15 protein-coding genes are annotated in these 18,041 nt (G+C 62.1%); 2 read left to right on the plus strand and 13 right to left on the minus strand.

The window, feature by feature from the left end:
- Nucleotides 1-11 precede the first annotated feature (11 nt).
- The 3 genes from PWM43_RS08400 to folD are packed head-to-tail and all read right to left on the minus strand — an operon-like array spanning nt 12 to nt 2,625.
- Nucleotides 12-890, minus strand: coding sequence for an aldose 1-epimerase family protein (locus tag PWM43_RS08400; protein ID WP_289842052.1), 879 nt, complete (start codon nt 888-890; stop codon nt 12-14).
- A gap of 59 nt (nt 891-949) precedes the next feature.
- Nucleotides 950-1,726, minus strand: a complete 777-nt coding sequence (locus PWM43_RS08405) for a methylenetetrahydrofolate reductase (RefSeq protein ID WP_289842053.1) — start codon at nt 1,724-1,726, stop codon at nt 950-952.
- On the minus strand, nt 1,723-2,625 hold the full coding sequence (gene folD, locus PWM43_RS08410) for a bifunctional methylenetetrahydrofolate dehydrogenase/methenyltetrahydrofolate cyclohydrolase FolD (RefSeq protein ID WP_289842054.1): 903 nt from the start codon (nt 2,623-2,625) through the stop codon (nt 1,723-1,725). The genes PWM43_RS08405 and folD overlap by 4 nt, the downstream gene beginning before the upstream one ends.
- 86 nt (nt 2,626-2,711) lie before the next feature.
- Here folD and PWM43_RS08415 point away from each other — a divergent pair, with 86 nt between their 5' ends.
- Complete coding sequence (locus PWM43_RS08415; protein ID WP_289842055.1) at nt 2,712-3,758, plus strand: threonine aldolase family protein; 1,047 nt, start codon at nt 2,712-2,714, stop codon at nt 3,756-3,758.
- Nucleotides 3,759-3,797: 39 nt separating this feature from the next.
- On the opposite strand, the gene lepB is transcribed toward PWM43_RS08415, so the two are convergent.
- Nucleotides 3,798-4,511: a signal peptidase I gene (gene lepB, locus PWM43_RS08420; RefSeq protein ID WP_289842056.1), complete on the minus strand. Its 714-nt coding sequence runs from the start codon at nt 4,509-4,511 to the stop codon at nt 3,798-3,800.
- 301 nt (nt 4,512-4,812) lie between these two features.
- Here lepB and PWM43_RS08425 point away from each other — a divergent pair, with 301 nt between their 5' ends.
- A complete protein-coding gene (locus PWM43_RS08425; protein WP_289842057.1) occupies nt 4,813-7,626 on the plus strand; it encodes a diguanylate cyclase in 2,814 nt (937 codons plus the stop codon).
- Between the two features lie 75 nt (nt 7,627-7,701).
- Here the strand turns inward: PWM43_RS08425 and PWM43_RS08430 are convergent, their stop codons facing one another.
- From PWM43_RS08430 to PWM43_RS08470, 9 genes are all read right to left on the minus strand, one after another.
- Nucleotides 7,702-8,610 (minus strand): FAD-binding protein, encoded by a 909-nt coding sequence (locus tag PWM43_RS08430; protein WP_289842058.1) that lies wholly within the window; start codon nt 8,608-8,610, stop codon nt 7,702-7,704.
- Between the two features lie 2 nt (nt 8,611-8,612).
- Nucleotides 8,613-9,362, minus strand: a complete 750-nt coding sequence (locus PWM43_RS08435) for an electron transfer flavoprotein subunit beta/FixA family protein (RefSeq protein ID WP_289842059.1) — start codon at nt 9,360-9,362, stop codon at nt 8,613-8,615.
- A gap of 73 nt (nt 9,363-9,435) precedes the next feature.
- Nucleotides 9,436-11,073 (minus strand): electron transfer flavoprotein-ubiquinone oxidoreductase, encoded by a 1,638-nt coding sequence (locus tag PWM43_RS08440; RefSeq protein WP_289842060.1) that lies wholly within the window; start codon nt 11,071-11,073, stop codon nt 9,436-9,438.
- Between the two features lie 37 nt (nt 11,074-11,110).
- Entirely contained in the window at nt 11,111-11,821 is a 711-nt protein-coding gene (gene trmB, locus PWM43_RS08445; protein WP_289842265.1) for a tRNA (guanine(46)-N(7))-methyltransferase TrmB, read from the minus strand.
- Nucleotides 11,822-11,831: 10 nt separating this feature from the next.
- On the minus strand, nt 11,832-13,019 hold the full coding sequence (metK, locus tag PWM43_RS08450) for a methionine adenosyltransferase (RefSeq protein ID WP_289842061.1): 1,188 nt from the start codon (nt 13,017-13,019) through the stop codon (nt 11,832-11,834).
- A gap of 171 nt (nt 13,020-13,190) precedes the next feature.
- A complete protein-coding gene (dapB, locus tag PWM43_RS08455; protein ID WP_289842266.1) occupies nt 13,191-13,934 on the minus strand; it encodes a 4-hydroxy-tetrahydrodipicolinate reductase in 744 nt (247 codons plus the stop codon).
- A gap of 95 nt (nt 13,935-14,029) precedes the next feature.
- The gene (gene dnaJ, locus PWM43_RS08460; protein ID WP_289842062.1) at nt 14,030-15,160 is read right to left on the minus strand and encodes a molecular chaperone DnaJ; all 1,131 of its coding nucleotides are present in this window, start codon (nt 15,158-15,160) and stop codon (nt 14,030-14,032) included.
- 179 nt (nt 15,161-15,339) lie between these two features.
- On the minus strand, nt 15,340-17,238 hold the full coding sequence (gene dnaK, locus PWM43_RS08465; protein WP_289842063.1) for a molecular chaperone DnaK: 1,899 nt from the start codon (nt 17,236-17,238) through the stop codon (nt 15,340-15,342).
- Between the two features lie 140 nt (nt 17,239-17,378).
- Nucleotides 17,379-18,011 (minus strand): nucleotide exchange factor GrpE, encoded by a 633-nt coding sequence (locus PWM43_RS08470; protein ID WP_289842064.1) that lies wholly within the window; start codon nt 18,009-18,011, stop codon nt 17,379-17,381.
- Nucleotides 18,012-18,041 lie beyond the last annotated feature (30 nt).

The following is an 18,041-nucleotide window of genomic DNA, read 5'->3' on the forward strand; positions in this document are numbered from 1 at the left end:
GTGACGCGGTTTCATCCGATGGCGCGAACCGTCCACGCCGCCTCCCAGCTCTGCTGCGGCCCGATGTGGAGATTACCCGGCTTGACGGCGAAATCTCCATGAAAACCGGTCGGCGTCGCATAGCCGTGCCATGGCTCGATGCAGAGGAAACCGGCCCCGGGCTTCGTCCACACGCCGAGTTCCGGGAAACCGCGCCAACTCATTTCCAGACCCGCGCCCCGTGGTCCCAGGAACTGCACGCCATGACTGCGCACAGGCCGGAAAATCAGGGCGTCATCGACGAAGAGACTGTCGGAAAGCGGCAGTTCCCGCCCGACCAGGGGTGAGGGTTCCGGCTGGGCACGCAGAAGTCCGTCCGAAACGCGCCATATCGTTTTTTCCTCCTCATCGGAAAAAACCAGCCTGTGCGCCTCGCGGAGCGCTCCGGGTTCCTGCGGCCAGAGGAACGCCGGATGCGCCCCTACCGCCGCATGCAGGTCCGCCGTCGTGTCCGGGTTGCGCAGGACGTAGCGCAGTTCCAGCTTCCCCGCCGCGATCCGATAGTGAAGCTGAAGGCGGAACGCACAGGGGAAGACCCTGCGGCTCTCGGCGTCATCGATGAGTTCGAGAACACACCCATCCGTCGAACGGGAAACCCACTCGAACACGCGATCGCGCGCGAAGCCGTGCTGTGGCAACCGGACCTCGGTGTCTCCGAGCGCCATCCGGTCGTCGGGAAGACGACCGACAATTGGAAAAAGAACAGGAGAATGGCGCTTCCACGGGTTGGAGCCATCCCAGAGCAGGGGCCGCGCATTCGGCCCCCTGCTGTCGAGCACCACGAGTTCGGCGCCCGCCGCATCCACGACGGCGTGCAGCCATCCATCTCCGAACTCATGCCGGTCCGCCATCAAGTCCTCCCGTTAAGACGCCCCCATAAAGGACAGGTCTTCGAAGCGGAGCAAGAGGCTCAAACCGGATTGTGATCCGGCCGGAAGATCCCCCGCAACGGCGCCAGATAGGTCGCCAGATCGACCTTGACGGGCATGAGATAGGCGCTGTCCCCGCGCTCCCGCGCAAATCGCAGGACATCCTGGGCAAAAGCGATGTTCGCCTGCAGACTCGGATTGAAATCTCTTGGGAAAACAACGCGGTTCACGCGCTCCCAATAAGCACGGGACTTCGGTCCGATAACGGGAGACACCCCCCAGAACACCGTCTCGTCTTCCAGCCAGGACGCGCTGAGTTCGAGCATGCGGCGATCGAACAGGGGCTGGGTAAAGAAGCCGCAGGCGCCCGCCGCCTTCTTGCGGCGTATGTCTTCAAGTTCCCGATAGGGCGCGCGGCGATAGGGATCGAACGCAGCATAGATTTTGAGATGAGGCAGTTCGCGGCGATAACGCCCGATGATGTCGACCGTGGTGTTCGGCCATGTCCGATGGCTCATGTCCTGTGGCGGATCGCCCGCGATCACCAGAATCTCGCGCAGTCCGGGATCGTCGGCGCCGGGCAGAGGCCGGTCCGGATCAATGTCGATCGCGCGGATATGGGGAATGCCGTTCAGTGACGCGGCTCCGGCGCCATGCTCCCGCAATGCTCTCACCGCTTGCCACGAACGGAGTGGCAGACGCAGCAGATCGGGAATGTTGATGTCCGTGACGTCCGGCAGAACGTCGCGCACCACGGCGTCATCACGCAGGAGGGCCTCACCGCCCCGGGGGATCAATTCGATGGAAAGGCGGCTCACGCCAGGCCTCCCTGCGGATCCAGCGTCAGGCGCGCCGCCTGCAACGTGTTGTGCAGGAGGCAGGCGATGGTCATGGGGCCAACTCCCCCGGGTACGGGCGTGATGTGCGCGGCGACCTGGCGGGCTTCCTCGAACACGACATCGCCCACGAGCTTCGTCTTGCCGTCATGGGTCGGCACGCGCGTGATGCCGACGTCGATGACCGTCGCGCCCGGTCGAATCCAGTCGCCCCTGACGAGGCCGCTCCTGCCCGTCGCGACGACGAGAATATCGCCCTCACGGGCCAGACCGGCGGGATCGCGCGTGTCGATATGCGCGATCGACACCGTGCACCCCTCCCTGAGCAGAAGCTGCGCCATCGGCTTGCCGACAAGATTGGACGCCCCGATGACCACGGCATGCAGTCCGCGCATTTGCGGCAGGGTCTCCCTGAGAAGGATCAGGCATCCCAGCGGCGTACATGGCACGAGCCCGGGAATGCCGAGGCTCAGCCGTCCGGCATTGACCTCGCCGAGACCATCCACATCCTTGTGCGGAACGATGGCGTTGGTGACGACCGCCGGATCGATCTGCTTCGGCAGCGGAAGCTGGACCAGGATACCATGGATCTGCGGATCGCCATTGAGACGCGCGATCAGGCCCAGCAACTCGTCCTGCGGCGTCGTCTCGGGCAGCATATGCATGAATGACCGCATGCCGGCGCGGTGGGTCTGAAGCGCCTTGTTCCGCACATAGACCTCGCTCGCCGGATCGTTACCGACAAGAACCACGGCCAGTCCGGGAAGCTGTCCGGTCTTTTCGCGCAAGGCCTCGACCTCGATCTTGACACGATCGGTCAGACGGCGCGCGATAGCTTTGCCGTCGATAAGATTGCCGGGTTCTGCGCGGGCCTGTGTCATGTTTCCTCGGAAGGCATGGACGGTGGAATGATGAACGTTCGCAGGAACCGGCTGTCGGCACGAGCGAAAACGAGGGGGAAACGACCGTGAGCGACGAAATACGCAAGAATTTCGCCAGTGACAACATCGCACCCGCGTGTCCTGAAGTTCTGGACGCCCTGCTGCGCGCCAATCGGGGTCCCGCGCCCGCCTATGGATCGGACGAATTGACAGGCGAACTGGAACGCCGCTTTGCCATCCTTTTCGAGCGTGGCCTCATAAGCTTTCCAGTCGCGACGGGTACCGCCGCCAACAGCCTCGCGCTGTCGGCCCTCGTGCCGCCCTATGGGGCGGTGCTGTGCGATCAGAGCGCCCATATCGCCAATGACGAGGGCGGTGCGCCGGAGTTCTTCACCCACGGCGCCAAGCTGATCCCGATCCCCTCTCCTGACGGCCGCATGAAGCCGGACGCGTTGCGCGCGGCTATTGAACTCAACCGCCTTGGCGGCCTTCAAAGCCCTCCAGCGCGCGCATTGAGCCTCACCCAGAGCACCGAATGGGGTACGCTCTACACCCTCGACGACCTGCGCGAACTGACGACCATCGCGCATGATGGCGGAATGACCGTGCATATGGACGGCGCACGGTTCGCCAATGCGGTCGCCGCGCTGGGCTGCACGGCCGCGCAGGCCAGCTGGGAAGTCGGAATCGACGTTCTCACCTTTGGCGGCACGAAAAACGGCGCCATCGCGGCCGAGGCCGTCCTGTTCTTCACGCCGTCCCTTGCGGAAGACTTCCTCCGCCGGGTCAAGCGCAGCGGCCATCTCTGGTCGAAACAGCGCTTCATGAGCGCGCAGCTCCTCGCCCTTCTGGAAAACGATCTCTGGCTCGACCATGCCCGGCAGGCCAATGCGATGGCCGAGCGCCTGGCTCATGGCCTGCATCGCTATACGGCGGCGACGCTGCCTTACGAAACGCAGGCCAACGAGGTGTTCGTGGTTCTTCCAAAGGCGGTTACGCAGGCGCTGGAAGACGCGGGCTACCGGTTCTATCGCTGGCCGACGCCTCCGGGCGTTACGGGCGATCTGATCCGGCTCGTGACGGATTTCACGACCACGACCCACGACATCGACGCCCTGCTGGCCGCGCTCTGAGCGAATAGCGCAGCCGTCATATCCGGCTCCCGCCGCGCGTCACGGCCGTCCGAATCGTCCGAAATCCGGACCACCGTCGTGCCATCCCATGAGGCGCGCCATGACGTGCCCCTCGAGATTCCAGACCGGCAGCAGTCCCACACCGCCCTGCGCGACCGGCACGCGGCTATCGGCCGAATTGTCGCGATTGTCACCCATGACGAAAACATGACCCGCAGGGACGGTAAAGGACGAGAGGTTATCCAGAGGACCATCGTCCAGCCGCTTGAACAGCACGTGTGTCACGCCATTCGGTAGAATCTCATCATAACGTTCGACTTCCGCGCGTCTCCCATCACCGAGAATCTCGGTTCCGACCCCTCGGTCGCGCCAGGGCAGTTCCCTGCCGTTCAGCCACACGCGGCCATGCTCCAGGGCGATGCGATCGCCGGGCAAAGCGATCACGCGTTTGACCCAGTGCTCGCGGTGATTGGCTGGCGCCCTGAAGACCACGACATCCCCCCGCGCGGGAAGGCGACCGAACAGTCGGCGAGAAAGCGCGTCATGCTCACCGGGGGCGGTCGCGAAAGGAAGCTGGGCCGAGCTGAGGCCATAGGCGAAGTTCATCGTGACGATCCGGTCACCGATCATCAAACTCGGCTCCATGGAGCCGCTCGGCACCACGAATGTCGCTGCGAGCGTGGATCGTACGGCAAACGCGCAGAACACCATCAAAGCGATTTCTGTCAGCAGCCCGGCTTTTTTCTTCAGCATTACATTCTTCTCACCGTTTACGGTGACATCCTGTAACAAGCGGGCGATAAGAAACCAGTGACAAGACAGCAACGAGATGTCACTCAGAGGGCTGACAACCATCACCTGTTCGAATCCGACACAAAAACATACCCGACGGGAACCCATAGGTTCCGGGTGCGTATTGGGTCGTAAAAAATATGTTATTTTCAGGAAATATTTTCATATCCGATTCACACTTACTAGGTGTTAACTTTTTTCCGTGCAGTATCTTCGAATGAAATTTGGGCGAATCCTGCAAGTTCTGCGCTCGATAACTTTTATGCTGATTGCTTATTTCGCCACGGCTCGCACGGGCGCACAGACACTGCCCACGCAGATGTATGTCGCCGATTTCATGACGCCCAACATCATCTGCCAGCTTCATCTCCCCAACGGAGCGCTGCTCGTCGGTACGGATGGAGGCGTTTTCTTCTTCAATGGCGTCCGTTTCGTGCAACTCGGGCCGCCGCAGGGGCTTCCGCCGACGGGGATCGTGTTCGGTCTGACACTCACAACGAACGGCACCATCGCCGCGAAATATCTCTCCCGTATCTTCACGGCACAGTTTGATCCCGCCCGGCCCAATCTCACGGACTTGCACTTCCAGGCCCTTGGAAAATTCAAGATTACACCGACGGAGCGCATCGCGGCTTTCGGCGACGGCATCGTCACGATCGATCAGTGGCGACTGCGGCATATCTCCTTTACGCCGGGATCCCCCCCCCCGACCCAGCCAATGCTGCCAGGCGACGAGGAAGTCGCAGCGTTCCATAGTCATGACGATAAATTATGGGCCATTACTTTTTCAAACCGTTTCTGTCATGCGACGCTGACACGTCCTTTCGTTTGCATGCCTCCGCCTCCCGCACGATGGAACGACGAAAAATGGCGGACGATCACCGTCACCGGCAAACTCGTCTATGCGCGAAGCAATCACCACTTCGCGGTCATTGATCCGCGCAGCGAGACGGTTGCCTACTCAGCGCTTCCCTTCACGTCGCAGCGCTACGAAAGCATCGATCGGCCGCCGCTTTTCATCACCGGCGACGGCGCTGCCCTTACACCTGGCGATGGCGGCCTGATGGAATGGCACGCGGGTGTCTGGAGGCGCTTCAATTTTCCCACCGAGGCGCTCGCCGACGATCGCATCCGGACCATCACCGAGACAGGAAAAGGCACCCTCTGGATCGGTTTTTTCAACTCGGGCGAAGCGCGTGTCCTGGGCTATCGCTCCGTGGAAAGCTGGACAAAGCAGGACGGCCTCTCGAACAACAGCATATGGAGCATGGTCCGCCAGCCTGACGGTCCCCTATGGATCGGCACGGACACGTCTCTGGACACTTTCAGCGCCACCAGAACGCCGAAAATCCAGCGTGTCTTTCAGGAACATGCGGATAGTCTCTCTCTCGACAAAGCCGGCCATATCTGGTTCGTCGCAAGCTATCAAAAGCTCTGTCGGGTGGAAAACATCCTCACTCCGATTGTCTGCCGAACCGAGCGCGGTCCCGACATGGCCCTGTCGCAGCCAAACGGTCCGACCTGGCTCATAAGCCAGACTGGTCTGCGGAAAGTGGTGCCCGGACCCGACAACACTTTCTCGACGATCCCCGTTCTAACCGGCACCAGCGCCTGGGCGTCACTCGATCCTCTGACGGACCGGTTCTGGATGCAGATCGACACCGACCTGATCAGCGTCGGCGCCAAAGGCGACGTTCAGAGGCTCAACGGCTTCCAGAACGCCGAAGATGCGGAATCCACGCATTATGCTTCGATTGGACTGAAAACGTTATGGGTGGTCAACGCGTCCCATCTGTACCGTATTCAGCATGAAGGGATGAAAGTGACCCATACGGCCACCTATTCAACCCAGACACTCGGACTCCGCTCGCCTTTCGTCTCCATCAAGGCCGACACGCGCCACTGGCTCTGGGTCGGAACCGGAGAGGGCGTTCTGGTCAATAATGGCCATCAATGGACCCACATCACGACCCAGGACGGTCTGATCAGCAACGACGTCAACGAAGGATCGATCGAGGAAGACAGCGACGGATCGATGTGGATCGGTACCAGCAGCGGGCTGTCCCATCTCACGAATATAACCAATCTTTTCGACACAACCCCGGCCGCCCCGTTCATCGAGGCCGTTTCACTCAACGGGCGTAAGCTCACAGGCCCGGCCCCCTACTATTCCAGGGCGCCTCTGGATATCACATTCGGCACTCTGGATTACGCGCACTCCCTTCCAGCCTCATTCGAGTATCGTCTGGACGGCGTCGACGGCGCGCCGATTTTCACGGCTTCGGACCACGTCCATTATCCTTATCTGCCGCCGGGCAAGCATATCTTCCACCTCACGACATACGACACTCATGACGGAAAACGTTCGAACGAAACGACCGTCACCCTGACGATGCCCTATCCCTGGTGGCAGCGCTGGCCCTTCATCATCGTGAGCGGCGCGACAGTCATTCTCACGGCCTACGTGGCCTTCCGGCTCCGGCTCCGGAAAATATTAGCCCGCCAGACCGAACTCGCCGCCCTGGTCGATCATCAGACGCGGGAATTGCAACACGCCGCGCGCGAGCTTGAATACCAAGCCTCGCATGACAGCCTGACAGGTCTCCTGAACCGGCGCACGCTCGGCAAATCCACTGATACGCTTCAGCGTCAGCGTCGGAGAGGCGAAATCATTCATATCGTCGCCATGGACGTCGATCATTTCAAATCCATCAACGATAATCTGGGACATAGCGCTGGCGACGAGGTTCTGGCCGAAATCGGCCGTCGCTTCCGGCTGAATCTCACGGAGAACGAACGCGCCTTCCGCTATGGAGGCGAAGAATTCCTGTTCATGCTGCTCGCCGACCGAAAGCATGCCCATCAACGTGCCGAAGAACTACGACATGAACTGACCCGCGAGCGGATCGTGCTGACGGACGGCGATCATATCCAACTCACGATCAGCGCCGGGTGCAGCAGTCTGGCTGACCCGCGTCAGCTCGACGAGGCGATCGATCAGGCAGACCAATGCCTCTATCGGGCAAAAATTTCCGGTCGCGACCGTCTGGTCATGGCGGGAAGCGACGCACGCTAAAAACAGCCGCCAGACATTCGAAAAGCCGGTGTCACGGATCCGACACCGGCTTCAAGGACCATGACCCAGAGAGGCTCAGGCGTCCAGTGCAGCCTTGAACTGGGGGAGCACCTCGAACAGATCGCCCACGAGACCATAATCCGCCACGCTGAAGATCGGCGCTTCAGGATCGACGTTGATTGCCGCGATCACCTTGCTGTCCTTCATTCCGGCGAGATGCTGGATCGCTCCGGCAATGCCCACGGCGATATACAACTCGGGGGCGACGATCTTGCCTGTCTGTCCGACCTGCATCTCATTGGGCGCAAACCCTGAATCGACGGCCGCGCGCGACGCCCCGATCGCCGCGCCAAGCCTGTCGGCGATCGGCTCGAGCATCCTGAAGTTTTCGGCATCCTTGAACGCCTTGCCGCCCGAGATGACGACACGCGCGGTTTCGAGTTCCGGCCGGTCGGATTTCGTAACTTCCAGTCCGACGATCTGCGCATCCGGCACTTCAACAGCCGCCGAAACGCTCTCGACCGCCGCGTTGCCGCCCTCGGCGGGCACCGGATCAAAATTCGCCCCGCGAACGGTCAGGACTTTCCGGGCGTCCTTCGAGCGGACCGTCGCCAGCGCGTTACCGGCATAAATCGGTCGCACAAACGTATCGGCATCGAGAATCCGCACCACTTCCGTCACCGGCTGGACATCCAGCAAACCCGCCAGGCGCGGCATGACGTTCTTGCCAAATGCCGTCGCGGCGGCAAGCAGATGGGTATAATCGCCAGCGTGATCGGCCATCAGAGCGGCGATGGTCTCGGCCAGGGGCGGAAGATCCGCATGAAGCACGCGCACGACGCCTTCGATCCGCGCGGCGACCGTCGCGCCCTCGCCAACCACGAGCACATCGACATCGCCAAATGCGCGTGCCGCCATGACGGCGGACCGGCTGGCCTGTTTGACCAGACCATTTTCGATTTCGACCAGAACGAGAGACGTCATGTTCAGATCACCTTCGCTTCATCACGCAGCTTCTCCACCAGCTCGGCAGCGCTCGACACCTTCACGCCGGCCTTGCGCGCCGGCGGTTCGACCACGCTCACCGTTTCCAGACGGGGCGCCAGATCGACACCCAGAGCGTCGGCCGCGATCGTCTCCAGCGGCTTCTTGCGCGCCTTCATGATGTTCGGCATCGTCGCGTAACGCGGCTCGTTGAGGCGCAGATCGGTCGTCACGACGGCTGGCAGCGCCAGACGAACGATCTCGAGACCCCCGTCAACCTCGCGTTTCACTTCGACCCAGCCTTCGCCGACCGTCACCGTGTTCGCGAATGTGCCCTGCGGCCAGTTCAGCCTGGCTGCGAGAATTTGGCCTGTGGCGTTCATATCGTCATCGATCGCCTGCTTGCCCATGATGACAAGGCCCGGTTCCTCACGGTCCACGATCGTCTTGAGCAGCTTGGCAACCGCCAGTGGCTCCAGAACCAGATCGGTCTGGACGAGAATCGCGCGATCCGCCCCCATGGCCATGGCTGTACGCAGGATCGCCTGAGCATCGGTCACACCGATCGAAACGGCGACAACTTCACTGGCTGCGCCTTTTTCGCGCAGCCGCACCGCTTCTTCGACCGCGATTTCATCGAACGGATTCATCGACATCTTGACGCCCTGCGTCTCGACACCACTGCCATCCGCCTTGACGCGCGGCTTGACGTTGTAATCCACCACCCGTTTGACCGGGACCAAAATCTTCATCGCCATTTCCTGTCGATTGGGAAGTTGCGAAACGTTCTAGACCAAAAGTCCCGCATCCGTCATACCCTGAGTGTCACATACCGACCGGATAATTGGGACCGCCCCCACCTTCAGGCGTGCACCAGTCGATGTTCTGGGCAGGGTCCTTGATATCGCAGGTTTTGCAGTGCACGCAGTTCTGCGAGTTGATCTGCAACGCCATGTCGCCGTCCTTCCGCACAGCTTCATAGACACCCGCCGGGCAGTAACGGCTTTCCGGCGACCGGAAAACGTCCCAGTTGACGGTCTTCCACAGGGCAGGATTGCGCAGCTTCAGATGGATCGGCTGATCCTCTTCATGATTGGTCGCCGACAGGAAAACAGAAGAGGGGAGGTCGAAAGTCACCACGCCATCCGGCTTTGGATAGTCGATCGGCGTGCAAAGCGCGGCGGGTTTGAGAACCTCGTTATCCGCATGCCTGAAATGCAGCGTCCAGGGCGCACGCCCTCGCAGGAGCATGCTGTCGATCCCCGCATAGAGCGCCCCGAGTTTCATGCCCCATCTGGCGAAAGCCGGACGGATATTGCGCACGCCCCGCAATTCGTCCCAGAGCCAGGAGTCTCGCACAAGCTTCGTATAGCTGCCCGCTTCCCGGCGTTCCGTCGACAGGGCTTCCGCCACGGCCTCAGCCGCCAGCATCCCGGACTTCATCGCGGTATGCGTGCCCTTGATCTTGGGCACGTTGAGAAAACCCGCGGAATCTCCGGTCAATACACCGCCGGGAAAGGACAGTCGCGGGATGGACTGCAAGCCCCCTTCGGAAAGCGCGCGCGCGCCATAGGCGATACGACGCCCCCCCTCGAAATGCCTGCGAAACGCCGGATGGTTCTTGACGCGCTGCATCTCGTGGAAGGGCGAGAGATAGGTATTGCCGTAATCCAGACCGGTCACGAACCCGTAGGAGACGAGATTTTCACCGAAATGATAGAGCCACGCGCCTCCATAGGTCCTGTCGTCCATGGGCCAGCCGAAACTATGCTGGACGAGACCCGGACGATGATTTTCCGCCGGAATTTCCCAGACTTCCTTGATCCCGAGGCCATAGGTCTGAGGATCGACGCCATCGCGCAGGCCGAAGAGCGCCATGGCTTTCTTGGTGAGCGAACCGCGCACGCCTTCGGCCAGGATCGTCTGGCGAGCGCGCAGGATCATGCCGGGCGCGAAATTCGGTCCAGGCTTCCCCTCGCGCGTCATACCCATGTCACCGGTTACGACACCCGCCACACGGCCATCTTCGATGAAAAGATCGGCTCCCGCGAAGCCGGGATAGATCTCGATCCCCATCTCCTCGGCCTGCGCGCCCAGCCAGCGGCAGACGGCTCCGAGAGAGACAACGTAATTTCCATGATTGCGCATATGCGGCATCACACGGTCGAGCCACGGGATGGCGTAGCTTTTGGTCTCGGTCAGGAAGAGCATGCTCTCCTGCGTGACTTCCGTTTCGAGCGGCGCGCCGCGCTCGCGCCAGTCAGGGATCAGTTCCGCCAGCGAACGCGGCTCGATGACGGCCCCGGACACGATATGGGCGCCGATCTCGCTGCCTTTCTCGACGAGGCAGATGCTCGCATCCGGCATGAGCTGCCGCAGACGAATGGCAGCGGACAGGCCAGCCGGACCGCCGCCGACCACGAGCACGTCGAATTCCATCTCTTCGCGTTCGATCGCCGTCATGGCGTGACCTTCCTTCGCTCTCATTCAGAATAGGTGCTCAGACGCCGCGCCGCACGAACGTCCAGTAAAAGGGTGTACGGCCTTCGCGCCAGGCCTTGGCCTCGTAACGCGTCGGCGACCAGCCCTCGGGCCGTTCACCCTGCGACAGATCCACCAGTTCGAACAGGTCCTGCGCGCCCATCACGTCCTGCACCCATTCCTGATAGACGGGGTGATCGCTGCCGATCCGCCAGACACCGCCCGGTCTGAGAACGCGCGCCACCTCCGCGATATTCGCCGGATGGACGAAACGACGCTTGGCATGACGGGATTTGGGCCACGGATCGGGGAACATCAGATAGACGCGGCCAAGACTGCCATCGGGCAGCGACTTGAGAAGCTGGCGCGCATCCTCCGGCCAGATACGGAAATGAGCGGGCGGCACGATATCCGCTTCCTGCCCTTCCGGCACGAGGCGCCCCATCAACGAGCAGAGGCCGTTTTCGAAAACTTCCGAAGCGATATAACCAACATCGGGGTTGGCTTCGGACTGGGCGAAAGCATGCTCACCGCCGCCAAATCCGATTTCCAGCCACACATCCGAAACGTCCCCGAACACCGCGCGAGGATCATGCGCCTGCTCCGGCGTGAGCCTCAGACGCGGAAGGGCGTCTTCGAGAAGACGCTGCTGACGGGCGCGCAACGGGTGTCCCCGCTGGCGACCATAGAGCCGTTCGGGCTGCGGCTTGTGGTTGACCGTCTCCGACAGGATCAGGCCCTCAGCGGTTGAAAGCACCACGCAGGGCATCGACGAGATCCGTCTGCTCCCAGGTGAAGTTGTCCTTCTCAAGGTCCGGCATGCGACCGAAGTGACCATAAGCCGAGGTCTCGGTGTAGATCGGCCGGTTCAGACGCAGGTGACGTCGGATACCGCGTGGCGAGAGATCCATCACCTCGTTCAGCGTGCGCGCGAGCTTCGCCTCGTCCACATCCTTGCCTGTGCCGTCAAGATCGACGTAGATCGACAGGGGCTTGGAGACGCCAATGGCGTAGGAAAGCTGGATCGTGCAGCGATCCGCGAGACCCGAGGCCACGACGTTCTTCGCAAGATAGCGCGCGGCATAGGCGGCGGAACGGTCGACCTTGGTGGGGTCCTTGCCGGAGAAAGCGCCGCCGCCATGCGGAGCGGCGCCACCATACGTGTCCACGATGATCTTGCGACCCGTCAGCCCCGCGTCGCCATCGGGGCCGCCGATGACGAAAATCCCCGTCGGGTTCACGTAGAACTCGTCTTCCGGGCACATCCAGCCTTCAGGCAGGACTTCCTGCACCACTGTGCGCAACGTATCGCGCAGAGCCTTCTGGCTCAGACCGTCCTCATGCTGCGTGGAGATGACGACGGACGTCGCGCCGACGGGCTTGCCGTTGACGTAACGCAGCGTGACCTGGCTCTTGGCATCGGGCAGCAGGCCTGCGCCGCGCGGATCACCGGCCTTGCGGTAGTCGCGGAGCTTCTCGAGCAGCGTCTGGGCATAGAACAGGGGAGCGGGCATGAGATGCTCGGTCTCGCGCGTCGCGAAGCCGAACATGATGCCCTGATCGCCCGCGCCCTCGTCCTTCGCACCCGCGCTGTCGACGCCAACGGCAATGTCGGCGGACTGGGCATGGAGGTAGGAGGTGATTTCGGCTTTTTTCCAGGAAAAACCTTCCTGGTCGTAGCCGATATCCTTGATCGCCGCGCGTGCGCGATCGATCAGCAGCTCGGTCGTGACCGAGGCGGGACCGCGCACTTCGCCGGCCAGAATGACACGGTTGGTCGTGCAGAGAGTCTCGCACGCAACACGGGCTTCCGGGTCAGCCTCGAGATAGGCATCCAGGACCGTATCGCTGATGCGATCAGACACCTTGTCCGGATGACCTTCGGAAACGGATTCCGATGTGAACAGAAAATCGCCGTAGTTACGCATTGATCGTCCCGTGACCTCTCAGCAAGCGGGGTAGCGGCACAAAGACCGCAGGGAGACCGGAAGGGCCGCAGAGCCCATTCCGAAAGCGCACGGCTTGGCTCAAGTCACACCGCTGGTCAAGTGATTTAACGCCGGAAGGCGGATGAAAGCCGCGCCGCGTGCCTCTCAAAGCTATGCTTCCAGCGCATCCCTCATGCCATAAAGCCCGGCTTCCCGTCCGGCCAGCCAGCGCGCGCCGCGTACCGCGCCCTGCGCGAAAACACGGCGATCGAAAACACGATGCGACAGCGTGATCTGCTCTGTCCCGGACGTGAAAATGAGGCTGTGCTCCCCCACGACCTGGCCGCCACGCAAAGATGCGAATCCAATATCGCCGTCTGCGCGGATGCCGGTCGGGTTCGTCCGCTTCACATCGGCGAGCAAGACCCCGCGTCCTTCCGCCACAGCCGCACCGATGGCAAGCGCCGTGCCGGAGGGGGCATCCACTTTCTGCCGATGGTGCATTTCGAGGATTTCCGCGTCGTAATCCCCTCCCGGCAGCGTCGCCCCCAGACGGCGGGCGAGATCGAGCAGCATATTCACGCCGGGCGCGAAATTGGCGGCCTGGAGAACGGCAATGCGGCGCGATGCGGCGACGACGGCCATCTCGGCATCGTCATCGAGGCCGGTCGTGCCCAGCACCCAGCCGCAGCCCGTGTCAGCGAAGATTCCGGCATGATGGATCACCGTATCGGCGTGGCTGACATCGATCACGACATCGCATTGCGCCGCGAGCACCGCCGCATCGTCGGTCATGCCCCTCGCCCCGTCCGGCCGTCGCGACAGGCCGCCGCCAAAGACCAGCCCCCTCGCCGCGATTTCTTCCACGCAGAGCCTTCCCAGCCGCCCCGTCACTCCCGCCACGCCAATCCGAATACCCGACACGCTTCACCTCCCTCGCTTCGCCACCCATACGAAAAAAGGGAGCGCAAAGCGCCCCCTTTTATGACCCGTTCACGTCATGACGATCGTTATTTGCCGTCGAAGAAATCGCGCACCTTGGCAAAGAACCCGGCTTCCTGAGGATTGGCTTTGCTGTGATCCTGCTCGTCGGCGCCCGCTTCGAACTCTTCGAGAAGCTCGCGCTGGCGCTTGGTGAGATGCTGGGGCGTCTCCACGGAAACCTGGACGTACATATCCCCGCGCGCGGCCGACCGAAGGACCGAGAAACCCTTGCCGCGCAGACGGAACGTCTCGGCTGACTGCGTCCCGGCCGGTATCTTCACCCGCGCCCGTGTCCCGTCGATGACCGGAACCTCAACCTCCGCGCCCAGCGCGGCCTGCGTCATCCGCACCGGCACCCGGCAATAGATATTGGCGCCTTCACGCTGGAAAATATCGTGCTGCGCCACGGCGATATGAACATAGAGGTCGCCTGGGGGCACACCCTTTCCACCCGACTCCCCTTCGCCGGACAGGCGGATGCGCGTTCCATCCTCGACGCCCGCCGGGATGGGGATATCGAGCGTGCGCGTCTCTTCCGTCGTGCCGACACCATGACAGACCTTGCAGGGATCCTTGACCATGCTGCCGCTGCCGTGGCAGGTCGGACAGGGTCGCTCGACGAGAAAGAAACCCTGCTGGGCCCGGACCTTCCCGGCGCCGTGACAGGTCGGACAGGTCGTCCGCCCCTGGGTAGGGTCGGAAGATCCGGTCCCGTCACAGGCTTCGCACAGCTTCCGCGTGCGATATTCCACCGGCTTCGTAACCCCGGCAAAAGCCTCGGTCAGCGTGACCTCGATCTGGATCTGGAGATCGGAACCGGCGCGGCGGCCGCCGCCGCGACGCCCCCCCATCATGTCCCCGAACATCTGCTCGAAAATATCGCTGAAACCACCGGCGCCACCAAAGCCGCCACCACCGCCCATGCCACCTTCGAAGGCGTCATGACCAAAGCGATCGTAAGCCGCACGCTTCTGGTCGTCCTTGAGGACTTCATAAGCTTCGCTGATCTGCTTGAACTGTGCCTCGGCTTCCGTATCGCCCGGATTGCGATCCGGGTGATACTTCATCGCCAGCCTGCGGTAGGATTTTTTCAGTTCGTCGCCCGTCGCGGTGCGCGACACTTCAAGAACGGCATAATAGTCAAGTTTGGTGGCCATTGGATCCTCGGAATGGGGGTCCAGAACGTGCCGTGGGATCGATCGCCCTCAGAAAAGAGCATCCACGGTCCTGAAACTCGAAACGCCCGTCTCCCGATTCCGGAAGCACGGGCGCCAGAATGACATCAACGTCAACGGGACCGGGATCGTGAAAATCCCGGCCCGTCTGACATTTCAGTTCAGTTCTTCTTGTCGTCGATTTCTTCGAAATCGGCGTCCACGACGTTGTCGTCCTTCGCGCCCGGCTGCTCACCGGCGGCACCGGCTTCGCCGCCCTGCTGGGCGTAGACAGCCTGACCAACCTTCATGGCCGCCTGCGTCAGACGCTCTGTCGCGGACTTCAGAGCCTCGGCGTCGCTCCCGTTCATCGCTTCGCGAACGGCGGCGATCGCGGCTTCGGCCTCGGTCTTGTCCGCCGCCGGCACCTTGTCACCGGCTTCCTTCAGCGACTTCTCGGTCTGATCGACCAGGGCATCGGCGCTGTTGCGCTGCTCGACCAGTTCACGCTTGGCCTTGTCGGCGGTCGCGTTGGCTTCCGCTTCCTTGACCATGCGATCGATATCGGAATCCGACAGACCACCAGAAGCCTGGATCTTGATCTGCTGCTCCTTGTTGGTCGCCTTGTCCTTGGCCGAAACATTGACGATGCCGTTGGCGTCGATGTCGAACGTGACTTCGATCTGGGGCATGCCACGCGGCGCCGGGGCAATCCCCTGAAGGTCGAAGTTGCCCAGCAGCTTGTTATCGGCCGCCATCTCGCGTTCGCCCTGATAGACCTTGATGGTCACGGCGCTCTGGTTGTCTTCGGCGGTCGAGAAGGTCTGGCTCTTCTTCGTCGGGATCGTCGTGTTGCGATCGATCAGACGGGTGAAAACACCTCCCAGCGTCTCGATGCCCAGTGACAGCGGCGTCACGTCGAGCAGCAGCACATCCTTGACGTCGCCCTTGAGCACGGCGCCCTGGATCGCCGCGCCGATCGCCACGACTTCATCGGGGTTCACGTTGCGCGCCGGCTCCTTGCCGAAGAACTGCTTCACGGCCTCGATGACCTTGGGCATGCGCGTCATGCCGCCGACGAGGATGACCTCATCGATCTCGGCCGGAGACACACCCGCATCCTTCAGAGCCGCACGGCACGGACCCAGCGTGCGCTGTACCAGATCATCCACGAGGCTCTCAAGCTTCGCGCGCGTCAGCTTGACGACGAGATGCTTCGGACCGGAGGCGTCGGCCGTGATAAACGGCAGGTTGATCTCGGTCTCCTTGGAGGAAGACAGCTCGATCTTCGCCTTTTCCGCGGCTTCCTTCAGACGCTGGAGCGCCAGCTTGTCGCCACGCAGATCGATGCCCTGCTCGCGCTTGAACTCGTCCGCGAGGTAATCGATGATGCGGTTGTCGAAGTCTTCACCGCCGAGGAACGTGTCGCCATTGGTGGACTTCACTTCGATCACGCCGTCGGAAATCTCGAGCACGGACACGTCGAACGTGCCGCCGCCGAGGTCATAGACCGCCACCGTGCCGGAATCGCGCTTGCCGAGACCATAGGCCAGAGCCGCCGCCGTGGGCTCGTTGATGATGCGCAGCACTTCGAGGCCCGCGATGCGGCCCGCGTCACGCGTCGCCTGACGCTGGGCGTCGTTGAAATAGGCCGGAACCGTGATGACGGCCTGCGTCACCGTCTCGCCGAGATAAGCCTCGGCCGTTTCCTTCATCTTGCCGAGCACGAACGCCGAAATCTGCGACGGCGCGTATTTCTCGCCGCGCGCTTCGACCCATGCGTCGCCGTTGTCACCCTTGACGATGGCATAAGGCACCATCGCCTTGTCTTTCTCCACGGTCGGATCGTCATAACGACGGCCGATCAGGCGCTTGACGGCATACAGCGTGTTGGTCGGGTTGGTGACGGCCTGACGCTTGGCGGCCTGCCCGACGAGGCGCTCGCCGCCTTCGGTGAAAGCAACCATGGACGGCGTGGTGCGCGCGCCTTCGCTGTTCTCGATAACGCGCGTTTCGTCACCCTCGCGCACCGCCACGCAGGAATTCGTGGTGCCGAGATCGATGCCAATGACCTTGCTCATATTTTCTTCCTTTTACAGCGGCGGAAAGCAGCCCTTGAAGGCACCGCTCTCCGCCCTATCGCGGCACCCCTGACGGATGCCCGTTCTATGGAAATGGATGTAAGAAAGCGCGCGAAGCGTTTCAAGCCTTCCGATGCACGTCAGGACGCGCTCGAAGCCGATTCAGCGCCTTCGGCCCCGGCGCCAGCCTTCGACACGACCACCATGGCCGGCTTGAGCAGGCGGCCATGCAACGTCCATGTCGGCGTCCAGGCCTGGATGACCGTGCCCGGCGCATGTTCTGCACTCGGCTGCTCCGCCATCGCCTGATGAAGGTTGGCGTCGAAAGAGTCCCCGACGGGATGCTGGCATTTGACGCCGTGACGCTCAAGAATGCCGATGAACGAACGCTCCGTACCTTCAAAACCTTCCCGCAGTTTCGTCAGCAGCGGATCCTCGTGCTCGCTCTTCTCAGGCAAAGAGGCCAGACCACGCTGGACGTTCTCGGCAGCTTCGACGATATCGCGTGAGAATTTCTGGACCGCGTACTGACGGGCGTCCTCGATCTCACGCTTGGTACGCGCGCGGAGATTCTGCATCTCGGCTTCCGAGCGCATCCACTTGTCGCGGAACTCTTCGGCCTGCGCCTCAAGCTCATGAATGCGGGCGGCGGCGGCCTGCATGGTCTCTTCGGGACCATCCGCGGCACCGGATGCGGCGCCTTGAGCGCCGCCAGTCGTGTCCGACGCATCCGCCGTCTGGGACGCATCGTGAATATCGTGCTCTGTCGTCATCGTATGTTACGACCTCGAATTCTGGCCCGG

The sequence above is a fragment of the Brytella acorum genome (genome assembly GCF_029309905.1).
Lineage (GTDB): Bacteria > Pseudomonadota > Alphaproteobacteria > Acetobacterales > Acetobacteraceae > Brytella > Brytella acorum.

Excerpts from the sequence above, each read along its gene's own strand:
- PWM43_RS08400 (WP_289842052.1), bottom strand. The coding sequence starts at position 890 with ATGGCGGACCGGCATGAGTTCGGAGATGGATGGCTGCACGCCGTCGTG.
- folD (WP_289842054.1), bottom strand. The coding sequence starts at position 2,625 with ATGACACAGGCCCGCGCAGAACCCGGCAATCTTATCGACGGCAAAGCT.
- lepB (WP_289842056.1), bottom strand. The coding sequence starts at position 4,511 with ATGCTGAAGAAAAAAGCCGGGCTGCTGACAGAAATCGCTTTGATGGTG.
- PWM43_RS08425 (WP_289842057.1), top strand. The coding sequence starts at position 4,813 with ATGCTGATTGCTTATTTCGCCACGGCTCGCACGGGCGCACAGACACTG.
- PWM43_RS08430 (WP_289842058.1), bottom strand. The coding sequence starts at position 8,610 with ATGACGTCTCTCGTTCTGGTCGAAATCGAAAATGGTCTGGTCAAACAG.
- PWM43_RS08435 (WP_289842059.1), bottom strand. The coding sequence starts at position 9,362 with ATGAAGATTTTGGTCCCGGTCAAACGGGTGGTGGATTACAACGTCAAG.
- PWM43_RS08440 (WP_289842060.1), bottom strand. The coding sequence starts at position 11,073 with ATGACGGCGATCGAACGCGAAGAGATGGAATTCGACGTGCTCGTGGTC.
- metK (WP_289842061.1), bottom strand. The coding sequence starts at position 13,019 with ATGCGTAACTACGGCGATTTTCTGTTCACATCGGAATCCGTTTCCGAA.
- dnaJ (WP_289842062.1), bottom strand. The coding sequence starts at position 15,160 with ATGGCCACCAAACTTGACTATTATGCCGTTCTTGAAGTGTCGCGCACC.
- dnaK (WP_289842063.1), bottom strand. The coding sequence starts at position 17,238 with ATGAGCAAGGTCATTGGCATCGATCTCGGCACCACGAATTCCTGCGTG.
- PWM43_RS08470 (WP_289842064.1), bottom strand. The coding sequence starts at position 18,011 with ATGACGACAGAGCACGATATTCACGATGCGTCCCAGACGGCGGATGCG.